Raw genomic sequence first — 16,519 nt, 5'->3', positions numbered from 1 at the left:
GGGGACCCTGGACCGGTTTCAGAGCACTGCCTGATGCCGGAGGTCGGGCTTGGTCCCGCCCGGGTTGGTGGTGGAGTCTCGGCGCCGCTAAGATGTCCCTGACCTTTACCGATTCGCCGATGATGAAAGGCGCCTACGTGGAACTCGCATCGACACTTGGACTGTTGGGTGCGGTTGTTGTCCTCGTACCGCTCATTACGCGATTCTTCGGGCGCAATTCCGGCTGGATCATCGGAGCGGCATACATCGCAGCCGCGGTTGTCTTCACTCCTGCTGCAGCCGCAGTCTTTGCCGGCGGCACGCCATCGTGGTCTGTTGCCTGGGTCCCGGCGCTGGGCGCACGTGCCGCGCTGCAAGCCGATGGGCTCGGCGTCATCTTCACCTACATTGCGCTTCTCATCGGTGCGGTCGTGCTGTTCTATTCGACCCGCTATTTCCCGCCGGGCCGTACGACGAGCTTCTACTGGCTGATGGCGACCTTCACCTTCGCCATGGTCGGCCTCGTCCTCGCTGATGACCTCTTCCTGCTGTTTGTGTGCTGGGAAGTCACGTCGTTGGCCTCGTTTATGCTGATTGCCCGTTCGGGCCCGGCCGCGTGGGCGCCATCGCTGCGCACCATGTTTATGACGTTCTTCGGCGGTGTCCTGCTGTTGGCCGCAGTTGCGCTCATCGCGATGACGACGGGCACCACCTCGGTATCCGCAGCTCTGGCTTCAAGTGCCTGGTCGGATCTTCCGTGGCTTGCTCCGACGGCCGCTGTTTTGGTGGCGGTCGCGGCGTTTACGAAGTCGGCTCAGTTCCCGTTCCACGCGTGGCTGCCTGATGCGATGGCGGCCGCCACTCCGGTGAGTGCCTATCTGCATGCCGCGGCCGTTGTGAAGGCCGGTATTTTCCTGCTGTTTCGCTTTTCGCCCGCGTTCCATGACGTTGTCGTGTGGAATGTTCTGCTCACCACGGTGGGGCTCATCACGGTTGCTGTGGGCGGCTGGTTGGCGCTGACACAGGACGACGTCAAGAAGCTCATGGCGTTTTCCACGGTCAGCCAGCTGGGCCTCATTGTGGCGGCTGTTGGAGTTGGCACTCCGCTTGCGCTGACCGCCGGTCTTCTGCACGTTGTTGCCCACGCGATGTTCAAGTCGGGCCTGTTCATGATGGTCGGCGTCATCGACCACATCGGGCACACGCGGATCTTCGGCTCCATTCCGAAGCTTGCGCGTATTGCTCCCTTCAGTTTTGCCGTCACCGTCATCGGTGCGGCCTCCATGGCTGGCATTCCGCCTCTGATGGGCTTTGTGTCGAAGGAGGCGATCTTCTCCGGTCTGCTGTCAGCGGGTTCGGTCGCTGGTGTGGTTGCGCTCATCGCAGCGGCACTGGCATCGATTTTCACGATCGCCTACTGCGTGCGGATAGTGTTCGGTGCGTTCATTGACGGTCCGGAAGTCGACAAGTCTGAGCTCAGCCCGTCCGACCCGGTCATGTTCACCTTCGCTGCCCTGCCGATCCTCGCATCCGTTCCGCTCGTGTTCACTCTTGGCAGCCTCGAACGGTTCCTCACACCCGGTGTGGCTTCGTCTCTTGGTGAATCGGCAGATGTGCACCTGTCCCTGTGGCACGGATTCAATCTGGAACTTGCCGCGAGCATCGTCATCATCATCGCGGGTCTGGTTGTCATTGCCTTCCGCAGCAGGGTGTTTGCCGCTTTTGCCAAGTCCGGCCCGCCCATCACCACCGCGCAGGTTCTGCGCGGCATTCAGGGTGTCTTCCGCCGCTGTGGTGTGGTTCTCAACCGCTTCATCGGCTCCGAACGCGCGCTGCCGCACCTCACAGCTTCGTTTACGCTGCTTGCGATTGTCGTCTACGGCGGAGCGATTGCCGTTTTCGCCTCCGGTGGTGTGCCGCCCCTGCAGAAGAACCTCAACCGCACAATGGACGTTGTGCTCATGCTCGTCATCGGCTTTGCGGTCCTGTCGGTCTGTATGGCGCGTTCACGCCTGACCGCCACGATTTCTCTTTCCGCCGTCGGCATTTTGGCCACCGTGCAGCTCATGGCTCTTGGCGCACCGGATGTCACGCTGACTCAGCTGCTGGTCGAAGCCATGACGATCATCGTCTTCATGCTCGTTCTGCAGAAGCTGCCGAAGACCTTCTGGCGCTACCCCAAGCGCAAGCAGTTCGGCCGTGCTGTCTTCGCCGTTGTCGTCGGAGGCGCCATGGCGCTTGTGACGTTCCTTGTGTCCGGTCGTCGCGAGCGGTCCGAGATCGCCATGAAGTACCTCCACGAAGCTCCCGAAATCTCCGGTGGTGACAACATCGTCAACACGATCCTCGTGGAGTTCCGTGCCCTGGACACCCTCGGCGAACTCACTGTTCTCGGTATGGCCGGCATCGCGATCGTCGCTGTCATGTCGTCCGTCCGGGACCGCTACATCGACCCGCCGGCCTCCGAAATCGCGGAAGTTCCGCGCAAGCCGTGGGTTGCGGTGCGGCCCAAGGGCACCGTCGCGCACCGCGCGGTCTTCGAAGCCTGGCCCAACCTCGTTGCTCTGCGCCTGACGTTCAAGGTTGCGGCACCGATTCTTGCACTGACCTCGTTCATCATCTTCATGCGCGGTCACAATGAGCCCGGTGGCGGCTTTATTGCCGCTCTGGTTGGTTCAGCGATTATCGGCTTGGCTTACATGGCCACATCGAACGACCGTGCTATCGGTCCGCCGCGCCTGCCGCTGTACCTGATCGGCGGCGGTGTCATGACTGCGGTGATGACCGGCTTCCTCAACTTGGTGATGACAGGTTCGTTCCTCGAGCCAGCCCACGGTCACTTCGCTGGGCAGCACTGGACCACGTCGATGATCTTCGATGTCGGTGTCTACCTCGCGGTTGTCGGCCTCATCCTCGTGTCCTTCAACCTGCTGGGCACCTCGGACTCCGCCTTCACGCCGGCCGGTTCGGACGTTCTCACCGGTGGTCGTATGCACCGTGACGTCGACTTCGAACGTACGCGCGAACGCACAGACGAAATGGTTCACGGTGAACTCTCCGGTCCGCTCGACGCAGTCCGGGCGCAAAGGCCGACAGCCCGGCAGCGCCTGCGGCCCGGCAGGAGCTTGGGCGTTGTTGATCAGCAGGAAGCAGACCAGAAGAACGGAGGCCGACAGTGATTCTTTCGATCACCATCGGAATCCTGACCGCCGGCGGGGTGTACCTCATGATGCAGCGGTCGATGGTCCGCGCCGTTTTCGGCTTGGCACTCGTTTCGCACGCCGCCAACTTTGCACTCCTGGCTTCCGGCGTTTCTGCGTGGCGCCACGAACCGCTGGGCGGCCGGTCCCTTCCGGCTGATGCGGCTGACCCGCTGCCGCAGGCCTTTGTGCTTACTGCGATCGTCATTACGCTGGCGGTGACCATCTTCATGCTTGCTCTGGCTGTTCTCGGCCACGATGACGACCAGAAGACGATCCCCGAAACCGGGGAAATCCGCGAAGGCGATGTCACTGAGGACGAACTGCTGAGCGACTCGGCTCTTGCCGAGGTGAAGCAGGGACTCAGGGAGGGCGAAGCATGAGTGCCGCTCTTCTCACAGTTCTTGTTGGGCTGCCGCTTTTCGGCACCGCCCTGACTGTTCTCATCCGTCGCCGCTGGCTCGACATCGTCGCAATGCTCGGCATTCCGCTCATCAATGCGGCAGCCGCTGTGTACATGCTGATGGCGACGATCGACGGGAGCGTCTACGCAGAGAACGTCGGCGCCTATGAGGGCGGTCTGGCCATTCCGTTTGTTGTCGATGCGTTCTCAGCTCTCATGGTGCTGGTCACGTCACTTGCCGCGGTGGTGTGCTGCTGGTTCCTCGTCGTGACCGGCGAAGATCAGTACAGGTTCCTGCCGTCACTTGTGCTCATGATGATGGCCGGCGTCACCGGAGCGTTCCTCACCGGCGACCTCTTCAACTTCTTCGTCATGGTTGAGGTCATGGTTCTTCCCAGCTATGCCCTCATCGCTGTGACGGGTACGTGGAAGCGCTTGGGCGTGGGCCGTATGTTCGTCATGGTCAACCTGCTGACCTCGACGCTTCTGGTCATCGGCGTTGGATTTGTCTATGCCGCACTGGGCACCGTCAACATCGCCGTGCTCGCGCAGATGGGCATGAACGGTGACATTACTGCCCAGGGCGGTCTGGGCCTGGCAATTGTCGTGACTGCTCTCGGCATCAAAGCGGGCTTTGTTCCCGTCCACGGATGGCTCGTTCGGTCCTACCCGGACACGTCTGCTGGCATGATGGCCCTGTTCTCGGCTCTGCACACAAAGGTCGGCCTCTACGGCATATACCGCGTGTACACCGTGGCCTACGGTTCGACGAACTCGTGGCAGATCCCTCTTGCGATCGTCGCCGTTGTCACGATTCTGACCGCGACCCTGTCGGCATGGGGCATCAACCGCATGCGCAATGTGCTTGCGTTCATGATGACCGACGGTGTCGGCCACATCCTCATCGGTGCTTCTCTGCTGACAGTTGCATCGCTTTCGGCCGGTATGTTCTACATGGTCCACCACATCATCACGATGGCCGGTCTGCTGCTGCTGACCGGAGCGATTGAACAGACCTACGGTACAGGCGCTTTCCGCCGCCTGTCTGGCCTGGCTTTCCGCGATCCCTGGACTGCGGTGTTCTACGTACTGGGTCTGCTTTCTCTTGTCGGCCTGCCGCCGACATCTGGCCTGTGGGGCAAGCTCGGCATCGTGCGCTCAGCGGCAGAGAACCCCGGACCGCTCGGCTTCACCTTCATTGGGGTTATCGTGCTTGGCGCCTGCATTACGGTGCTGGCCCTGCAGCGCATGTGGCGCAACACCTTCTGGGGTGGCGCTATGAGCAGCTACCGTCCAGACTCTTCGAGCACCGGTCGCGCGGCCTTGACAGACCTGCCCGCTGACGTGCGGATCCCCGCCAAACTTCTGGCTCCGGGCGCGTCGCTCATCGTCGTGTCCGTTGCTCTGTTCTTCGGCGCCGGCGCTCTTGCCGAAGTCACAAACGCCGCAGCCGAATCTATGCTTGATTACGCTCCCTACGTCGAGGCGGTGCTGGGACGATGATGAAGCCTCTGCGCCTGTTCGCCTACGCCCTGTGGATCTTCAAGGAGATCCTCCTGGGTACGTGGGATGTTCTGTCAAACCTGCCGCGCAAACCCTACGGCAACCCGATGATCGTTCAGCTGCCGCTGCGCTGCGTCACCGATTTTGAAATCACGTCAATGGCCCAGTCGATCACGATCACGCCGGGCACCCTCGTGGTCGCAACGGCATCCGGCACGTCGAAGACGCCGCCGACGCTGTTCGTCCACTCGCTGTTCGGGGACTCCGAACAGGAAGTGCTCGACGGCCTTTACGACATGGAGGACAGGCTGCTCAAAGCCCTGCGCGGCGAAGTTCCTCCGCGAAGGAGCGATCAGCAGTGACTGTCATCATCTGGATCTGCATCGGCATTCTCGCCTGCACGATCGTTTTGGGTCTCATCCGTGTTCTCACCGCTAAGGAAAGCGGTTCGCGGGCGATCATCGGTGACCTCGTCTACTTCTGCGCGGTCGGCATTCTGGTGTTCATCGCGATGCTCGTGAACCTCTCTATTCTGTTAGATGTGATCTTCCTGGCGTCGCTGCTGGGCATTCTGTCGACAATTGCGCTTTCGCGAATTCTCACCAGGGGGCACCGCTGATGCAAACCCTCGCCGTCGTTCTCGTGGGCATCTTCGGGATTGGGGGAAGCCTCATCCTGCTGGGCACCGTTATTGCCATGTTCCGTGCGCGCGATGCTCTCAGTCGGATCAATGTGTTCTCGCCGGGCACCGGCCTGGCCATGCCGATGATCCTCGCCTCGGCTTATGTCTTCACGCTCAGCACTGAGGGCTTTAAGATTCTGCACCTGATCATGGCCATCCTGGGCTTCCTGTCCCTGATCGTCGTATCGAGTGTCGCCTCGAACGTGCTGTCGCGTGCCGTTTACGTGTCCGGTTCGCCTGTCAGCCGCAAAACTGTGGTCAACCGTCTGGCCGAACCCGGTCGTCTGCGGGATGCCGCAGACGTCGATGAGTTCAAGCCCTACGACTGATCCCGGCTGCTGAGCTCTGCGCCATCGGGAATCGTGTACCCGACGCCTGTCAGCACACACGACAGAAACAGCGAACGCAGAACAGCCCGCACACATGACAAAGCCGGCGTTCTCGTAAGGACGCCGGCTTTGGTCTGTTAGAGCTTAGGGAGTGTCAGTCGAGTCTTCAGTCGAATTCGACGATTTCGAACTCCAGCAGGCCTTCCTGTTTGGAAAGGGACTCATTGGGTCCGCGGTGGGTGCGCTGGGCAGCCCACGCCTGGAAGGACTCTTCGGAGTCCCACTGGGTCACGATGTAGTAGGACTCGGTTCCCGCTGTGGGGCGGAGCATTTGGAAGCCTTCGAAGCCCGGGGCCTGGTCGACACTGTGGGCTCGCTTAGCGAAGCGGGCTTCGAGTTCTTCGCCCTGTGCTTCGGGCACTGACAGAACGTTGATCTTCACTACCGACATGGTTCCTCCTGATGTCTGCGCGTGTGCCCTCAGTCTAGCCAGTTTTCTATCAACCGGGCGGTCTCGGCCGGTCTTTCATAGTGCACCAGGTGGCCCACACGAGGGAACTCATGGTGTTCGACGTTCGGCAGGCGCTTGACGAACGCGCGGGTGGTCCTGGGCGCAGCGATGGCGTCCGCCCTGCCGCTGATGACCAATACGGGCATAGTTAGCTGCGTTTCCACCTCGCGGACCGTGTGGTGGGTTGATACCCAGTAGGCATCTGCCAGTGATTTGCGGTCGCTGAAGCTGCTGAAGTGCTGCTGGTGCTGGTCGTGAATGAAACGACGGGTGTCGCGGTCGCGGCTGGTAGCCATGGCTTCGCTCATGAGTCGCACTGTCGGTCGGTTCTTCAGCAGGAAATTGCCGATCTTTTCAGGAGCGGCTTCGGCAATGCGGTAGTAGTTGTCGACCGTCACAGTGAGCAGCCTGCCCGGTCCTCGGTCGGGCAGGCTGACGATTGGGTTGATGAGCACGAGGGGTCTGGGCGCTCGTGCTTCAGCTGCAGTGTGTGCCGCCACGATCGAACCAAAGGAATGGCCCACCAGAACAGGCTGCTTCCCTGTCTGGTTTTCAATCCAGTCGGCAAGACCGCGAACAAATGACGTGTAGGTCTCAAGCGTCTGTTTGCCAGGCAGGGGAGGGGTCTGACCGAAGCCAGGCAGGTCGGGAATGAACGACTGTCGGCCTTTGATGTTTTCGGCAATGAACTGCAGGCCGTGGTGATCGCCTCGAAAACCGTGAATGAACAGCAGCGGCTGGCGCTGTGACGGTGTTCCGGTGGTCCAGATGTGTGCTTGTTCCCGCCCCGAGGGCAGTTGGAGGGCGACCTGTGTGTGTTCGAGTGCCATATGCCAACTGTAGTCTCCGAAAGCAGAACACGAGGCGGAACGTGAGTTCCGCCTCGTGAGTTTTGGGAGCGCTCGACTCAGGTCGGATCTGCATAAACGGACACTTATTTGTTCGTGGCATTAGGTCATCCTAATATGTGTTAAGCGAAATTAATATATGCGTGATTCGCGGCAACGAAAGGCAGAAAATGAAGCGACTCGGGTTCAAGCGCGCAATGGCGGGCATCGCAGGTGCGGTACTGGCAATGAGTGCGGTAGGTTGTGCCCCCTCCACGACGGGCAACGGTGAAGAGGGGCAGCTCAGCATCGTTGCCACCACCGGCTACTTGGGGGACGCGGCAAGGAACATCGCCCCCGACGCCGATGTCACCGTGCTCGTCAAGCCCGGGGGAGACCCGCACACTCAGCCTCTGACCACTCGCGACACCGAGAAGCTCGATTCAGCCGACGTCGTGCTGTGGACCAGCCGCGACATGGAGCACCAGATGATGGATCAGCTGGACAAGCTCGGCGACAAGCAGCTTGCCGCGGCTGGACAGCTTGACGAATCTGAGCTGCTGCCGTGGGAAGAGGACGGCAAGATCGAAGGCCATGACCCGCACGTGTGGAACTCACCCGACCTGTGGAAGCAGGTTGTGCAGGCCTCGGCAGAGAAGATCGGTGAGATCGACCCCGAAAACGCGGATCAGTACACGACTAACGCGGAAGAGTACAACAAGAAAATCGATGAAGTTGCGGCGGATGCGAAAGAAAAGCTCGAGCGGATTCCCAAAGAGAATCGCGTCCTTGTGACCGGACACGATGCGTTCAACTACCTGGGCAAGACCTACGACATGGAAATCTACGCAACAGACTTCGTGTCATCCGAATCCGAAATGTCGGCTGCTGAGATTGATGAACTTGCAAAGACGATTGCCGACCACAAGGTGCCGGTCATCTTCCAGGACAACCTGAAGAGCCCAGAGGCGATCAAACACCTCAAGCAGGCGGTCAAAGCGAAGGGGTGGGAGGTCGAGATCTCCGATAAGGAGCTCTACGCAGACTCACTGGGCGAATCCGCCCCGCTTGACACGTATCTCGGTGTTTTTGAACACAACGCAAATGCAATTGCAGAAGCCCTGAGCTGAACGGAGCATCGATGACAAACAGAGCTCGGGAAGCTGAACCCATTGCGGGAGCCCCAGCGTTGGAAGCGCGCGGACTGACAGCCGCGTATCACGACAAGCTCGCACTTGACGGCGTTGATCTCGCGGCTCCCGTTGGGGAAGTGCTTGCCATCATGGGCCCCAACGGTGCAGGCAAGTCGACTTTTCTGAAAGCAGCACTGGGACTGCTCAAACCCCTGGCGGGTACGGTGCAGTTCTTCGGTGGGTCGCTTTCGCAGATGCGCAGGCACGTGGGCTACATGCCCCAATCTGCGGATATCGACTGGGATTTCCCGGCAACAGTGCGCGATGTCGTCACGATGGGCCTGTACGGCGAAGTCGGGCTGTTCGGCCGCATCAACGCCAGCCGGCGTCAGCGGGTTGATGAAGCTCTGAACACCATGGGGATTGCGGATCTCGAAGGACAGCAGATCTCTGAACTGTCCGGCGGGCAGAAGCAGCGAACCTTTATGGCCCGCATCCTCGCACAGGACCCCGGCCTGTTTCTCCTCGACGAACCTCTGGCGGGCATCGACGCGTCGAGCGAAAAAGTCGTCCTCGAGGTCATTCGCCAGCTGCGCGCATCCGGCAAGACAGTCGTTGTTGTCCACCACGACCTGACGACAGTCCGCGATTTCTGCACTCGCGCCGCCGTTTTGAACAAGGGCCACTGTGTGCTCAGCGGGCCTGTTGACGAGGTGCTCGTAAGTCGGGAATTCAGCTCGGTCTACGGTTTCGGGACCATCATCACAGCGGAGGGAGGTCCCAGTGGAGACCGCTGATCTGCTGGCCGCGGGTTTCGTCGCACCGAGTGAGCTTCTGCTGAACTACACGTTCCGTACCATGCTCATCGGAACTGTTCTCGTGGGGTCCTTCTCGGGTGCGATGGGCTGTTTTCTGTATCTCCGCCGGCAGGCTCTCATTGCCGATGTCATCGGGCACTCGGCGGTCTTCGGCGTTGCTGCGGCCTTTGTCATCGCGGTTGCCGTACTTGGCGTGTCAGGCAGGTCGATGGTGACTCTGACGATCGGCGCGGTGATTTCCTCGTCTCTTGCGGCGTTTGCCGTGAATTGGATCAGCGGCACCCGCCTGGGCTCAGATGCAGCCATGGCCGGAGTTCTCGCTTTGTTCTACGGCAGCGGTATCGTGCTGCTGCGCTCGGCGTCGCTGTCGTCGCTGCCGGGCCGTGGGGGAATTGAAACGTATATCTTCGGCAATGCCGCAACCACAACGCACGAAGACCTGCTTGTGATCGCGGTGTGCGGCGGTGCGGCGCTGCTGACGGTCATCATCGGCTGGCGTGCTTTTGGGCTGTTCACCTTCGATCCGGTCTTTGCCCACACCCTGGGCTATCGGTCAGCCGTGCTCGGGCCAATACTGGGGGTGGCGACAACAGTTGCCGTCGTCATCGGCGTGAAGTCAGTGGGGCTCATCCTCATGGTGGCGTTTGCGATTATGCCGGCAGCATCTGCTCGCCAGTGGACGGGAAGCCTCAGATCTATGGTGATGCTCGCAGGTTCGATCGGCGGCGCTGCCGGCGCCGTCGGGTCCTATGCCGCTGTCAGCTTCGGGCGAGTGCCGACAGGCCCGATTGTGGTGTTGGTGCTCTTCACAGTTTTCCTCGTGTCGGTTCTTTTTGCCCCGCGGCGCTCGGTTATCGGCAGGGCCATGCGTGCCCGGCGGAATGCAGCCCGGTTGGCTGTTGTGGGAGGTAATGGCAGATGAGCATTGCAGCGGCGACCGTGTTTTTGGCTGTTGCCACCGCGGTGACATGTGCTCTGCCGGGGGTGTTCTTGGTGCTGCGGCGCCAGTCAATGCTCGTTGACGCGATGTCTCACGCTGTTCTTCCCGGTGTTGTCATCGGGGCGATTGTGTCGGGCACAACCCATTCGCCGTGGATGATTGCAGCCGCTTCGGCCATGGGCATGATCGTGGTGCTCGGCTCTGAATGGCTGCGCCGGACCGGACTGATAGCACGAGGCGCCGATCAGGGGCTCATTTTTCCCGCTCTTTTCGCCGGTGGAGTGATTCTTCTGTCCACGAGCCTGAAGTCGGTGCACATCTGCGAGGACACCGTGCTGACGGGTGATCTGAACCTTATGGCTCTGCCGAGTGAACACGTGCTTGTCCGGGGAGTGAACCTCGGTCCGCAGACGGCGCTCATGCTTCTTGGAGTCTTCGCTGTCACGGCGATTTTCATCGCCTGCACCTACAGGGTGCTGTCCCTGGCGACTTTCGATCCGGTTCTGGCTCGCACCATGGGTCTGCCTGTTAGAACGGTTGACTACACGCTCATGGCTCTCGTGGCCGTAACTGTCGTGGTGGCGTTCAATGCCGCGGGCGCTATTCTCGTCGTCGCGCTCGTTGTGGTGCCGCCGGCGGTTGCGGTCCTGTTCGGCAATCGTCTGCCGGTCGTCATCGCACTGAGCCTCGTCATTGCTGTCATCAGCGCGGTGGCGGGCTTCTGGACGGCCTATGTGCTCGACCTGCCCACAGCTCCGCTCATGGCGGCTGTCAGCGGTGTGCTGCTTGTCAGCGCCGTGGCGTTTGTGAAGATCCGTTCGAGAGCAAGGGCAAAGGTACGAAGCTCCGGACGAGCCGCGGTTTCCATGAGTGCTGGCTCTAAGCTTTCCAGGCGTTGAGCAGAGAGTCGAGTTTTCCGGTCTCCTTTTCTGCAGCAGTCCCTAAACAGATCACGAGGCGGAACGTGAGTTCCGCCTCGTGAGGGTTGGCTGTTGTTATCCTCTGTTTTTGAAGAAGCGGCCTTTCACGGCACACATTATGGCGACTCCGGCGGCAATGAGTGCTCCGATTCCGGAGATGGGAAAGATCAGCTCGGACGGCCCGCCGTAGATATTCGCATCGCGTTCCATTCCTGAAATGGTCCCTGATGCAATGAATGCGCCGAACAGTACGATGAAGGCTGCCAACGATAGCCAGAAGCCGATATTGGCTTTAGTCATGATGTCTCCTTCTTTTGCTTGGTCTGCCGCGAACCTCGGAATCATTCGATCGGCTGTCGCGGCTGCCAACTTCGTCGTTGACGTACGCCAATTCTACCGTCTTGGCTTCGATGCGCCTGTGAAATCTCTTGGATTTCATGCCGTGCGACTGGACTTTGCACTCCGTCGGCAGCCCCCGCCAACAGAACACGAGGCGGAACCTGAGTTCCGCCTCGTGAATCTTGGCTGCCGCTGACTGCGGCAGGGGAGTGATCAGTATTCGATGACCACGCGGCCTTCGATCTTGCCGTCGCGCATCTCCTGGAAGACGTCATTGATCTCCTCAAGGCGCCGCGTGGAGTACGTCGGCTTGATCTTGCCGGCGGCGTAGAAGTCGAGAGCTTCGACCATGTCCTGACGGGTGCCGACGATCGAACCGCGGATCGTCAGACCAGCCAGGACGACGTTGTAGATCGACACGGAGAATTCGCCCGGCGGCAGACCGTTGAACACAATGGTTCCGCCGCGGCGTGACATGCCGATCGCCTGACTGAAGGCCTGCTCGTGGACGGCGGTGACAAGCACACCGTGGGCTCCGCCGATCTTGTCCTGAATGGCCTGAGCGGGGTCTTCTGTCAGAGCATTGACGATGACCTCAGCGCCGTGCTTCTGAGCCAGAGCCAGCTTGTCTTCGGCAATGTCAACGGCGACCACGCGCAGTCCCATCGCGACCGCGTACTGGACAGCGATGTGTCCCAGACCGCCGATGCCGGAGATGACAACCCACTGTCCGGGGCGAGTGTCGGTCATCTTCAGGCCCTTGTACACGGTCACACCGGCACAGAGCACGGGTGCGACCTCTTGAGGGTCAGCTCCTTCGGGAATGACCGGGGCGTAGCGGGTGTCGACGAGCATGTACTCACCGAAGGAGCCGTTGACGGAATAGCCGCCGTTCTCCTGCTGCTCGCACAGCGTTTCCCATCCCTGGCGGCAGTGTTCGCAGTGCCCACACGCGCTCCACAGCCAGGCGTTGCCGACCATGTCGCCGACTTTCACCGTGTGTTCGCCGGGGCCGAGCTTCTCAACGATGCCGACACCCTCGTGGCCGGGAATGAAAGGCGGGCTGGGCTTGACCGGCCAGTCGCCCTCCATGGCGTGCAGGTCTGTGTGGCAGACACCGGAAGCGATGAGCTTCACCAGCGCCTGGTGTTCGCCGGGTTCTGGCAGATTGGAGTCAGAGACATTGAGGTTGTGACCGAACTCTTCGGCAACCGCCGCTTTCATGGTTGACATGGCAATTTCCTAACTCATCCGATGATGAACGTCGTTGTTGGTTGCGGATTAGGCGGATCTGGCCGCAGTCACCAGTCTTATAGATGAATGCGCATATGACCAGGGGTCTGCGGGAAGAACCAGGATGTTGCCATGGCAGTGAAATGCAGGGGAGTGATATCCAGTGCCTGAGGGTGAGCCTAGGAATCCGGTATGCAGGGCAGTGGCTCACAGTCAGTGCAGAGTGGCAGAAGGGGAAATGAAAAAGCCTCCGGGTGAACCGGAGGCTTTCTTACGAGTGCTGTCTCAAAGCTTCTCGAGTGGAGGATAGGGGATTCGAACCCCTGACCTTCTCCATGCCATGGAGACGCGCTACCAACTGCGCCAATCCCCCAGAACCCGTCTGGGCAACAGGTACTAGCTTAGACCATGCATCGGACCAATGCAAAATCGACGGCCCGTGAAGTCAGTCATTGCGCGGACCGCGGCGTTTGAGAACAACGACGGCGATTACTGCAGTGATGACGGCAATGGCACCGAGGATGACGAACTCGACGCCGGCTGATGAATTCTGCAGAACCCACCCTTCAATGCGCGCCTGCGTTCCTGCGCCGAGGAAGCCGGTCAGCTTGGCCGTGCCGCTTGTGAAGAACAGCAGTGCGGCAAGTGCCACCATGAGCAGACCGCCGATCAGGTTCGTCCACGTGGTTGTGATGGGTCCGAACGAAACCGGTCGCGGGCGGACCATTTTCTGGACAGCGGGCAGGCGCGTCCACAGGGCCGACAGCAGTACAAGAGGCAGAGCCATGCCGGCAGCGAAGAACACAAGGATCAGGCCACCCCACAGCGCGGATGCGCTTGCCGCGGCGACCGTCAGAACAGCTCCGAGAATAGGCCCCGCACAGACACCCGCCACCCCGTACACAGCACCGAGAAGATAGACCGATGCGGATGAACGCCCTGCACTCTGCACGCCTGAGGGCATGAACGGGAGATTCACGTTGAGAGCTGTGAGAACACCCATGATGGCGACCACGACGGCGGCCACCGCCACGACAGCTTCGCGGTGGATCGTGACGAAGGCGCCGACTGAACCGGCGAGAATTCCCAGCGGGACGAGCGTGGTCACCAGCCCCAGGTAGAAAATGAAGGTCCTTCCCAGCAGCTCTTTTGGTGACGTGAAAGCGTAGGAAAAGAATGCCGGCAGGAGCATTGCAGAGCACGGGCTCAAGAGTGTGAGAACTCCGCCGGCAAAAGCTCCAAGAAGCCCCAGGCTCATTGAGCTTCGGCCTTCTCCAGCTGCTCGTCGATGAATTCTTCAAAGTTCTCTACCGGCTGGGCGCCGCGCAGGGCGCTTTCGCCATCGGACGATGCGAAGAAGGGCACTGCCTGGATTCCGTAGTACTGCTGAGCCTTCGCAGTTTCGTCATTGACCTTGTCGATGAGCGCCTGGTCGTTCATGTCTTTGCGGAACTTCTCGATATCGCCAACACCAGCGGTTTCGGCAAACTCCACCAGCTTGTCTTCCGGAAGATCAGGGTGGCCCTTGTCGGGCGCGGCCGCATAGAGGGCATCCGAGTACTCGCTGTACTTGCCCTGTTTGCCGGCAGCTTCCATAGCTGAGCCGGCTGCCGCGGACTGTTCGCCGAAGAACGCCACGGTTATGAATTCGAAGCGCACCTTGCCGGTGTCAACGTATTTCTTCTGCAGGTCCGGAAGGATGTTGTTGTGGAAGTGCGCACAGAACGGGCAGCGCGGGTCGGTCCATTCGGTGATGACGACGGGAGCGTCAACATCGCCAACAGCGGCGGAGTCGTCTGCGTCCCGGCGGACCCATTCGCCCTCGGCACCGGCTGCGGCGGCTTCCGCGCCTTCCGATGAGTCGCCTTCTTGCGCATTGTCCCCATCGGCGGACGAGGCGGAGGGGGCACTGCGCTGTGCCTGCTCGTCACCGGAGGGCGTGCCGCCGGACGTGAACTGTGCGAGCGCGACAACCGCGATGAAGGCAGCCACCGCGATAATGGCGATGATGATGTAGGCGGTGCGACTGCGCCCCTGCTTGGTGCTGTGAGGTGAGTTTTCGGCCATGCTTCTCACCCTATCGGCTCCACCGTCACAAATCCTGGAGGAGCGGGAGTATCAGCGGAACATCAACAGCAGCAGCACACCGAAGACGATGACGGCTGCGCACAGGGCAAAGCAGCAGTAGGCGCACAGCAGCACGAGCTTCTGCGCACCGGGCGACAGCGGCACCTTCTTGGCTGCTTTGGCTGCTTTCTTTTCCGCCTTGCGGATCTGCTTGGGTGACATCACGGTGATGGCATCGGGAAATTCTGCCGGGTGAACCACCGGAGGCTTGCCGCCGGCCACAAGCAGACGCAGCCCGAGGGCATAGAAGCCCACGAGGAACACGGCTCCCGCCAAAGCGGTGATGAACACCAGGAGGAATGCGCCCCAGTCGATTGTGATCACGATTCTTCCTTTCCGCTGTCGCCGTCGAGGTTCAGCCGCTCGGCGCGGCGGCGCTCTTGCGCACGTGCCTGCCGCGGCGTGGGCGGGAGATCCGTGTCAACATCCACCGCGAAACCGGCATCGGCGACATCGTGTGACAGTGCTTCGTCGGGTTCGCCGCTGTCGCGCTTCGAGTACAGGTAGAGGCCGAGAACAATTGCAGTGGCTGCGATGAAGTCAATGACAAGACCGATGTTGCCCAGAAGAACAACGAAGATCGCGGCAAGAGCCCCGATGAGGCCTGCGGCCGGCAGAGTGACCAGCCAGCCGAGCACGATCTTTCCGGCCATGGACCATTTCACGGTTGAACCGCGCCTGCCCATGCCCGAACCGATGACAGAGCCTGATGCGACCTGGGTTGTTGACAGTGCGAAGCCGAGGGCGGACGAGGCGAGAATCGTCGCTGCTGTCGAGGACTCCGCGGCGAATCCCTGGGCTGGGCGCACCTGGGTGAGGCCCTTGCCGAGCGTGTGGATGATTCGCCAGCCGCCCATGTACGTACCCAGGGCAATTGTGAAGGCGCAGGCGAGGACAACCCACATCTGCGGATCGTGATCGGCAGACGACTGCCAGCCGACCGCGATAAGGACGAGGGTGATCACGCCCATCGTCTTCTGCGCGTCGTTCGTTCCGTGGGCGAGTGCAACGAGGCTTGAAGTGAGGATCTGCCCCCAGCGGAAGCCATCACGGCCCGAGGGCTTTTTGTCGTAGCGACGGGTAACGCCGTATGCGACCTTGGTCGCGACGAAGGCGATGATGCCGGCTGTCAGCGGCGAGAGGATGGCTGGCAGAACGATCTTGGACAGGACGCCGCCGACGTTGACGGCTGTGAACCCGATACCGACCATCGTCGCGCCGATCAGTCCGCCGAAAAGGGCGTGCGACGAACTTGAGGGAAGGCCCAAGAGCCACGTGAGCATGTTCCAGCAGATGGCGCCGATCAGTCCGGCAAAGATGAGGGAGGGGAACAGATCCCCGCCTATCCGGTCCTCGTTGATGATGCCGCCGGAGACTGTCTTGGAGACTTCCGTCGACAGGAGCGCACCGATGAGGTTGAGGATCGCTGCGAGTCCCACGGCTGTTTTCGGTTTGAGGGCCCCTGTTGCAATCGGGGTCGCCATTGCGTTGGCCGTGTCGTGAAAGCCGTTGGTGAAATCGAAGAACAGCGCCAAGGCGATGACGAGCACGACGATGAGTACGACGAAATCCACT

General features: G+C 60.8%; 17 protein-coding genes, 1 tRNA gene and 1 pseudogene. 10 read left to right on the top strand and 9 right to left on the bottom strand.

What is annotated here, in order from left to right:
* The first annotated feature begins 92 nt into the window (after positions 1-92).
* The 6 genes and pseudogenes from Bravens_RS06725 to Bravens_RS06700 all read left to right on the top strand — a co-directional run bounded on the left by Bravens_RS06725 (position 93) and on the right by Bravens_RS06700 (position 6,096).
* Positions 93-3,158 (top strand): DUF4040 family protein, encoded by a 3,066-nt coding sequence (locus Bravens_RS06725; protein ID WP_062021629.1) that lies wholly within the window; start codon positions 93-95, stop codon positions 3,156-3,158.
* Positions 3,155-3,478 (top strand): annotated as a pseudogene (locus Bravens_RS06720) (sodium:proton antiporter); the annotation flags it as partial. The gene Bravens_RS06725 and the pseudogene Bravens_RS06720, both read left to right, overlap by 4 nt.
* 80 nt (positions 3,479-3,558) lie before the next feature.
* Positions 3,559-5,085, top strand: coding sequence for a proton-conducting transporter transmembrane domain-containing protein (locus tag Bravens_RS06715; protein ID WP_062021626.1), 1,527 nt, complete (start codon positions 3,559-3,561; stop codon positions 5,083-5,085).
* A complete protein-coding gene (locus Bravens_RS06710) occupies positions 5,082-5,447 on the top strand; it encodes a Na+/H+ antiporter subunit E (RefSeq protein ID WP_342341616.1) in 366 nt (121 codons plus the stop codon). The genes Bravens_RS06715 and Bravens_RS06710 overlap by 4 nt, the downstream gene beginning before the upstream one ends.
* Positions 5,444-5,704: a monovalent cation/H+ antiporter complex subunit F gene (locus Bravens_RS06705; protein WP_019175380.1), complete on the top strand. Its 261-nt coding sequence runs from the start codon at positions 5,444-5,446 to the stop codon at positions 5,702-5,704. The genes Bravens_RS06710 and Bravens_RS06705 overlap by 4 nt, the downstream gene beginning before the upstream one ends.
* Positions 5,704-6,096, top strand: coding sequence for a cation:proton antiporter (locus tag Bravens_RS06700; protein WP_061942603.1), 393 nt, complete (start codon positions 5,704-5,706; stop codon positions 6,094-6,096). The genes Bravens_RS06705 and Bravens_RS06700 overlap by 1 nt, the downstream gene beginning before the upstream one ends.
* Positions 6,097-6,262: 166 nt before the next feature.
* On the opposite strand, the gene Bravens_RS06695 is transcribed toward Bravens_RS06700, so the two are convergent.
* On the bottom strand, positions 6,263-6,547 hold the full coding sequence (locus Bravens_RS06695; protein WP_062021621.1) for an antibiotic biosynthesis monooxygenase family protein: 285 nt from the start codon (positions 6,545-6,547) through the stop codon (positions 6,263-6,265).
* 29 nt (positions 6,548-6,576) lie between these two features.
* Positions 6,577-7,437 carry an alpha/beta fold hydrolase gene (locus Bravens_RS06690; protein ID WP_062021617.1) on the bottom strand — a complete coding sequence of 287 codons (861 nt, stop codon included), beginning with the start codon at positions 7,435-7,437 and terminating at the stop codon, positions 6,577-6,579.
* Positions 7,438-7,625: 188 nt separating this feature from the next.
* On the opposite strand from Bravens_RS06690, the gene Bravens_RS06685 reads away from it, so the two are divergent.
* The 4 genes from Bravens_RS06685 to Bravens_RS06670 are packed head-to-tail and all read left to right on the top strand — an operon-like array spanning position 7,626 to position 11,224.
* Positions 7,626-8,564, top strand: coding sequence for a metal ABC transporter substrate-binding protein (locus Bravens_RS06685; protein WP_019175376.1), 939 nt, complete (start codon positions 7,626-7,628; stop codon positions 8,562-8,564).
* Positions 8,565-8,575: 11 nt separating this feature from the next.
* On the top strand, positions 8,576-9,364 hold the full coding sequence (locus tag Bravens_RS06680; protein WP_062021614.1) for a metal ABC transporter ATP-binding protein: 789 nt from the start codon (positions 8,576-8,578) through the stop codon (positions 9,362-9,364).
* The gene (locus Bravens_RS06675; protein ID WP_062021611.1) at positions 9,351-10,307 is read left to right on the top strand and encodes a metal ABC transporter permease; all 957 of its coding nucleotides are present in this window, start codon (positions 9,351-9,353) and stop codon (positions 10,305-10,307) included. The genes Bravens_RS06680 and Bravens_RS06675 overlap by 14 nt, the downstream gene beginning before the upstream one ends.
* Positions 10,304-11,224, top strand: coding sequence for a metal ABC transporter permease (locus Bravens_RS06670; protein WP_062021609.1), 921 nt, complete (start codon positions 10,304-10,306; stop codon positions 11,222-11,224). Before Bravens_RS06675 ends, Bravens_RS06670 begins: the two co-directional genes overlap by 4 nt.
* A 96-nt stretch (positions 11,225-11,320) precedes the next feature.
* Here Bravens_RS06670 and Bravens_RS06665 read toward each other — a convergent pair whose 3' ends face one another.
* From Bravens_RS06665 to Bravens_RS06635, 7 genes are all read right to left on the bottom strand, one after another.
* On the bottom strand, positions 11,321-11,545 hold the full coding sequence (locus tag Bravens_RS06665) for a hypothetical protein (protein WP_157452715.1): 225 nt from the start codon (positions 11,543-11,545) through the stop codon (positions 11,321-11,323).
* Positions 11,546-11,797: 252 nt separating this feature from the next.
* Positions 11,798-12,817 carry an alcohol dehydrogenase AdhP gene (gene adhP, locus Bravens_RS06660; protein ID WP_062021604.1) on the bottom strand — a complete coding sequence of 340 codons (1,020 nt, stop codon included), beginning with the start codon at positions 12,815-12,817 and terminating at the stop codon, positions 11,798-11,800.
* A 300-nt stretch (positions 12,818-13,117) separates the two neighbouring features.
* A tRNA-Ala gene (locus tag Bravens_RS06655) sits at positions 13,118-13,190 on the bottom strand.
* 72 nt (positions 13,191-13,262) lie between these two features.
* The gene (locus Bravens_RS06650; RefSeq protein WP_062021602.1) at positions 13,263-14,075 is read right to left on the bottom strand and encodes a cytochrome c biogenesis CcdA family protein; all 813 of its coding nucleotides are present in this window, start codon (positions 14,073-14,075) and stop codon (positions 13,263-13,265) included.
* Entirely contained in the window at positions 14,072-14,884 is an 813-nt protein-coding gene (locus tag Bravens_RS06645; protein WP_062021599.1) for a DsbA family protein, read from the bottom strand. Before Bravens_RS06645 ends, Bravens_RS06650 begins: the two co-directional genes overlap by 4 nt.
* Before the next feature lie 51 nt (positions 14,885-14,935).
* The gene (locus Bravens_RS06640) at positions 14,936-15,268 is read right to left on the bottom strand and encodes a peptidase (RefSeq protein WP_425304152.1); all 333 of its coding nucleotides are present in this window, start codon (positions 15,266-15,268) and stop codon (positions 14,936-14,938) included.
* Positions 15,265-16,518: an inorganic phosphate transporter gene (locus tag Bravens_RS06635; protein WP_062021594.1), complete on the bottom strand. Its 1,254-nt coding sequence runs from the start codon at positions 16,516-16,518 to the stop codon at positions 15,265-15,267. Before Bravens_RS06635 ends, Bravens_RS06640 begins: the two co-directional genes overlap by 4 nt.
* Between the last annotated feature and the right edge of the window lies 1 nt (position 16,519).

The organism is Brevibacterium ravenspurgense (assembly GCF_001584615.1).
GTDB classification, from domain to species: Bacteria; Actinomycetota; Actinomycetes; order Actinomycetales; family Brevibacteriaceae; genus Brevibacterium; species Brevibacterium ravenspurgense.
This window is presented reverse-complemented; position numbering and strand designations above follow the sequence as displayed.

Coding starts and splice junctions, on each gene's coding strand:
- Bravens_RS06695 (WP_062021621.1), bottom strand. CDS start 6,547: ATGTCGGTAGTGAAGATCAACGTTCTGTCAGTGCCCGAAGCACAGGGC.
- Bravens_RS06700 (WP_061942603.1), top strand. CDS start 5,704: ATGCAAACCCTCGCCGTCGTTCTCGTGGGCATCTTCGGGATTGGGGGA.
- Bravens_RS06710 (WP_342341616.1), top strand. CDS start 5,082: ATGATGAAGCCTCTGCGCCTGTTCGCCTACGCCCTGTGGATCTTCAAG.
- Bravens_RS06645 (WP_062021599.1), bottom strand. CDS start 14,884: ATGGCCGAAAACTCACCTCACAGCACCAAGCAGGGGCGCAGTCGCACC.
- Bravens_RS06690 (WP_062021617.1), bottom strand. CDS start 7,437: ATGGCACTCGAACACACACAGGTCGCCCTCCAACTGCCCTCGGGGCGG.
- Bravens_RS06650 (WP_062021602.1), bottom strand. CDS start 14,075: ATGAGCCTGGGGCTTCTTGGAGCTTTTGCCGGCGGAGTTCTCACACTC.
- adhP (WP_062021604.1), bottom strand. CDS start 12,817: ATGTCAACCATGAAAGCGGCGGTTGCCGAAGAGTTCGGTCACAACCTC.
- Bravens_RS06715 (WP_062021626.1), top strand. CDS start 3,559: ATGAGTGCCGCTCTTCTCACAGTTCTTGTTGGGCTGCCGCTTTTCGGC.
- Bravens_RS06725 (WP_062021629.1), top strand. CDS start 93: ATGTCCCTGACCTTTACCGATTCGCCGATGATGAAAGGCGCCTACGTG.
- Bravens_RS06685 (WP_019175376.1), top strand. CDS start 7,626: ATGAAGCGACTCGGGTTCAAGCGCGCAATGGCGGGCATCGCAGGTGCG.
- Bravens_RS06665 (WP_157452715.1), bottom strand. CDS start 11,545: ATGACTAAAGCCAATATCGGCTTCTGGCTATCGTTGGCAGCCTTCATC.
- Bravens_RS06670 (WP_062021609.1), top strand. CDS start 10,304: ATGAGCATTGCAGCGGCGACCGTGTTTTTGGCTGTTGCCACCGCGGTG.
- Bravens_RS06680 (WP_062021614.1), top strand. CDS start 8,576: ATGACAAACAGAGCTCGGGAAGCTGAACCCATTGCGGGAGCCCCAGCG.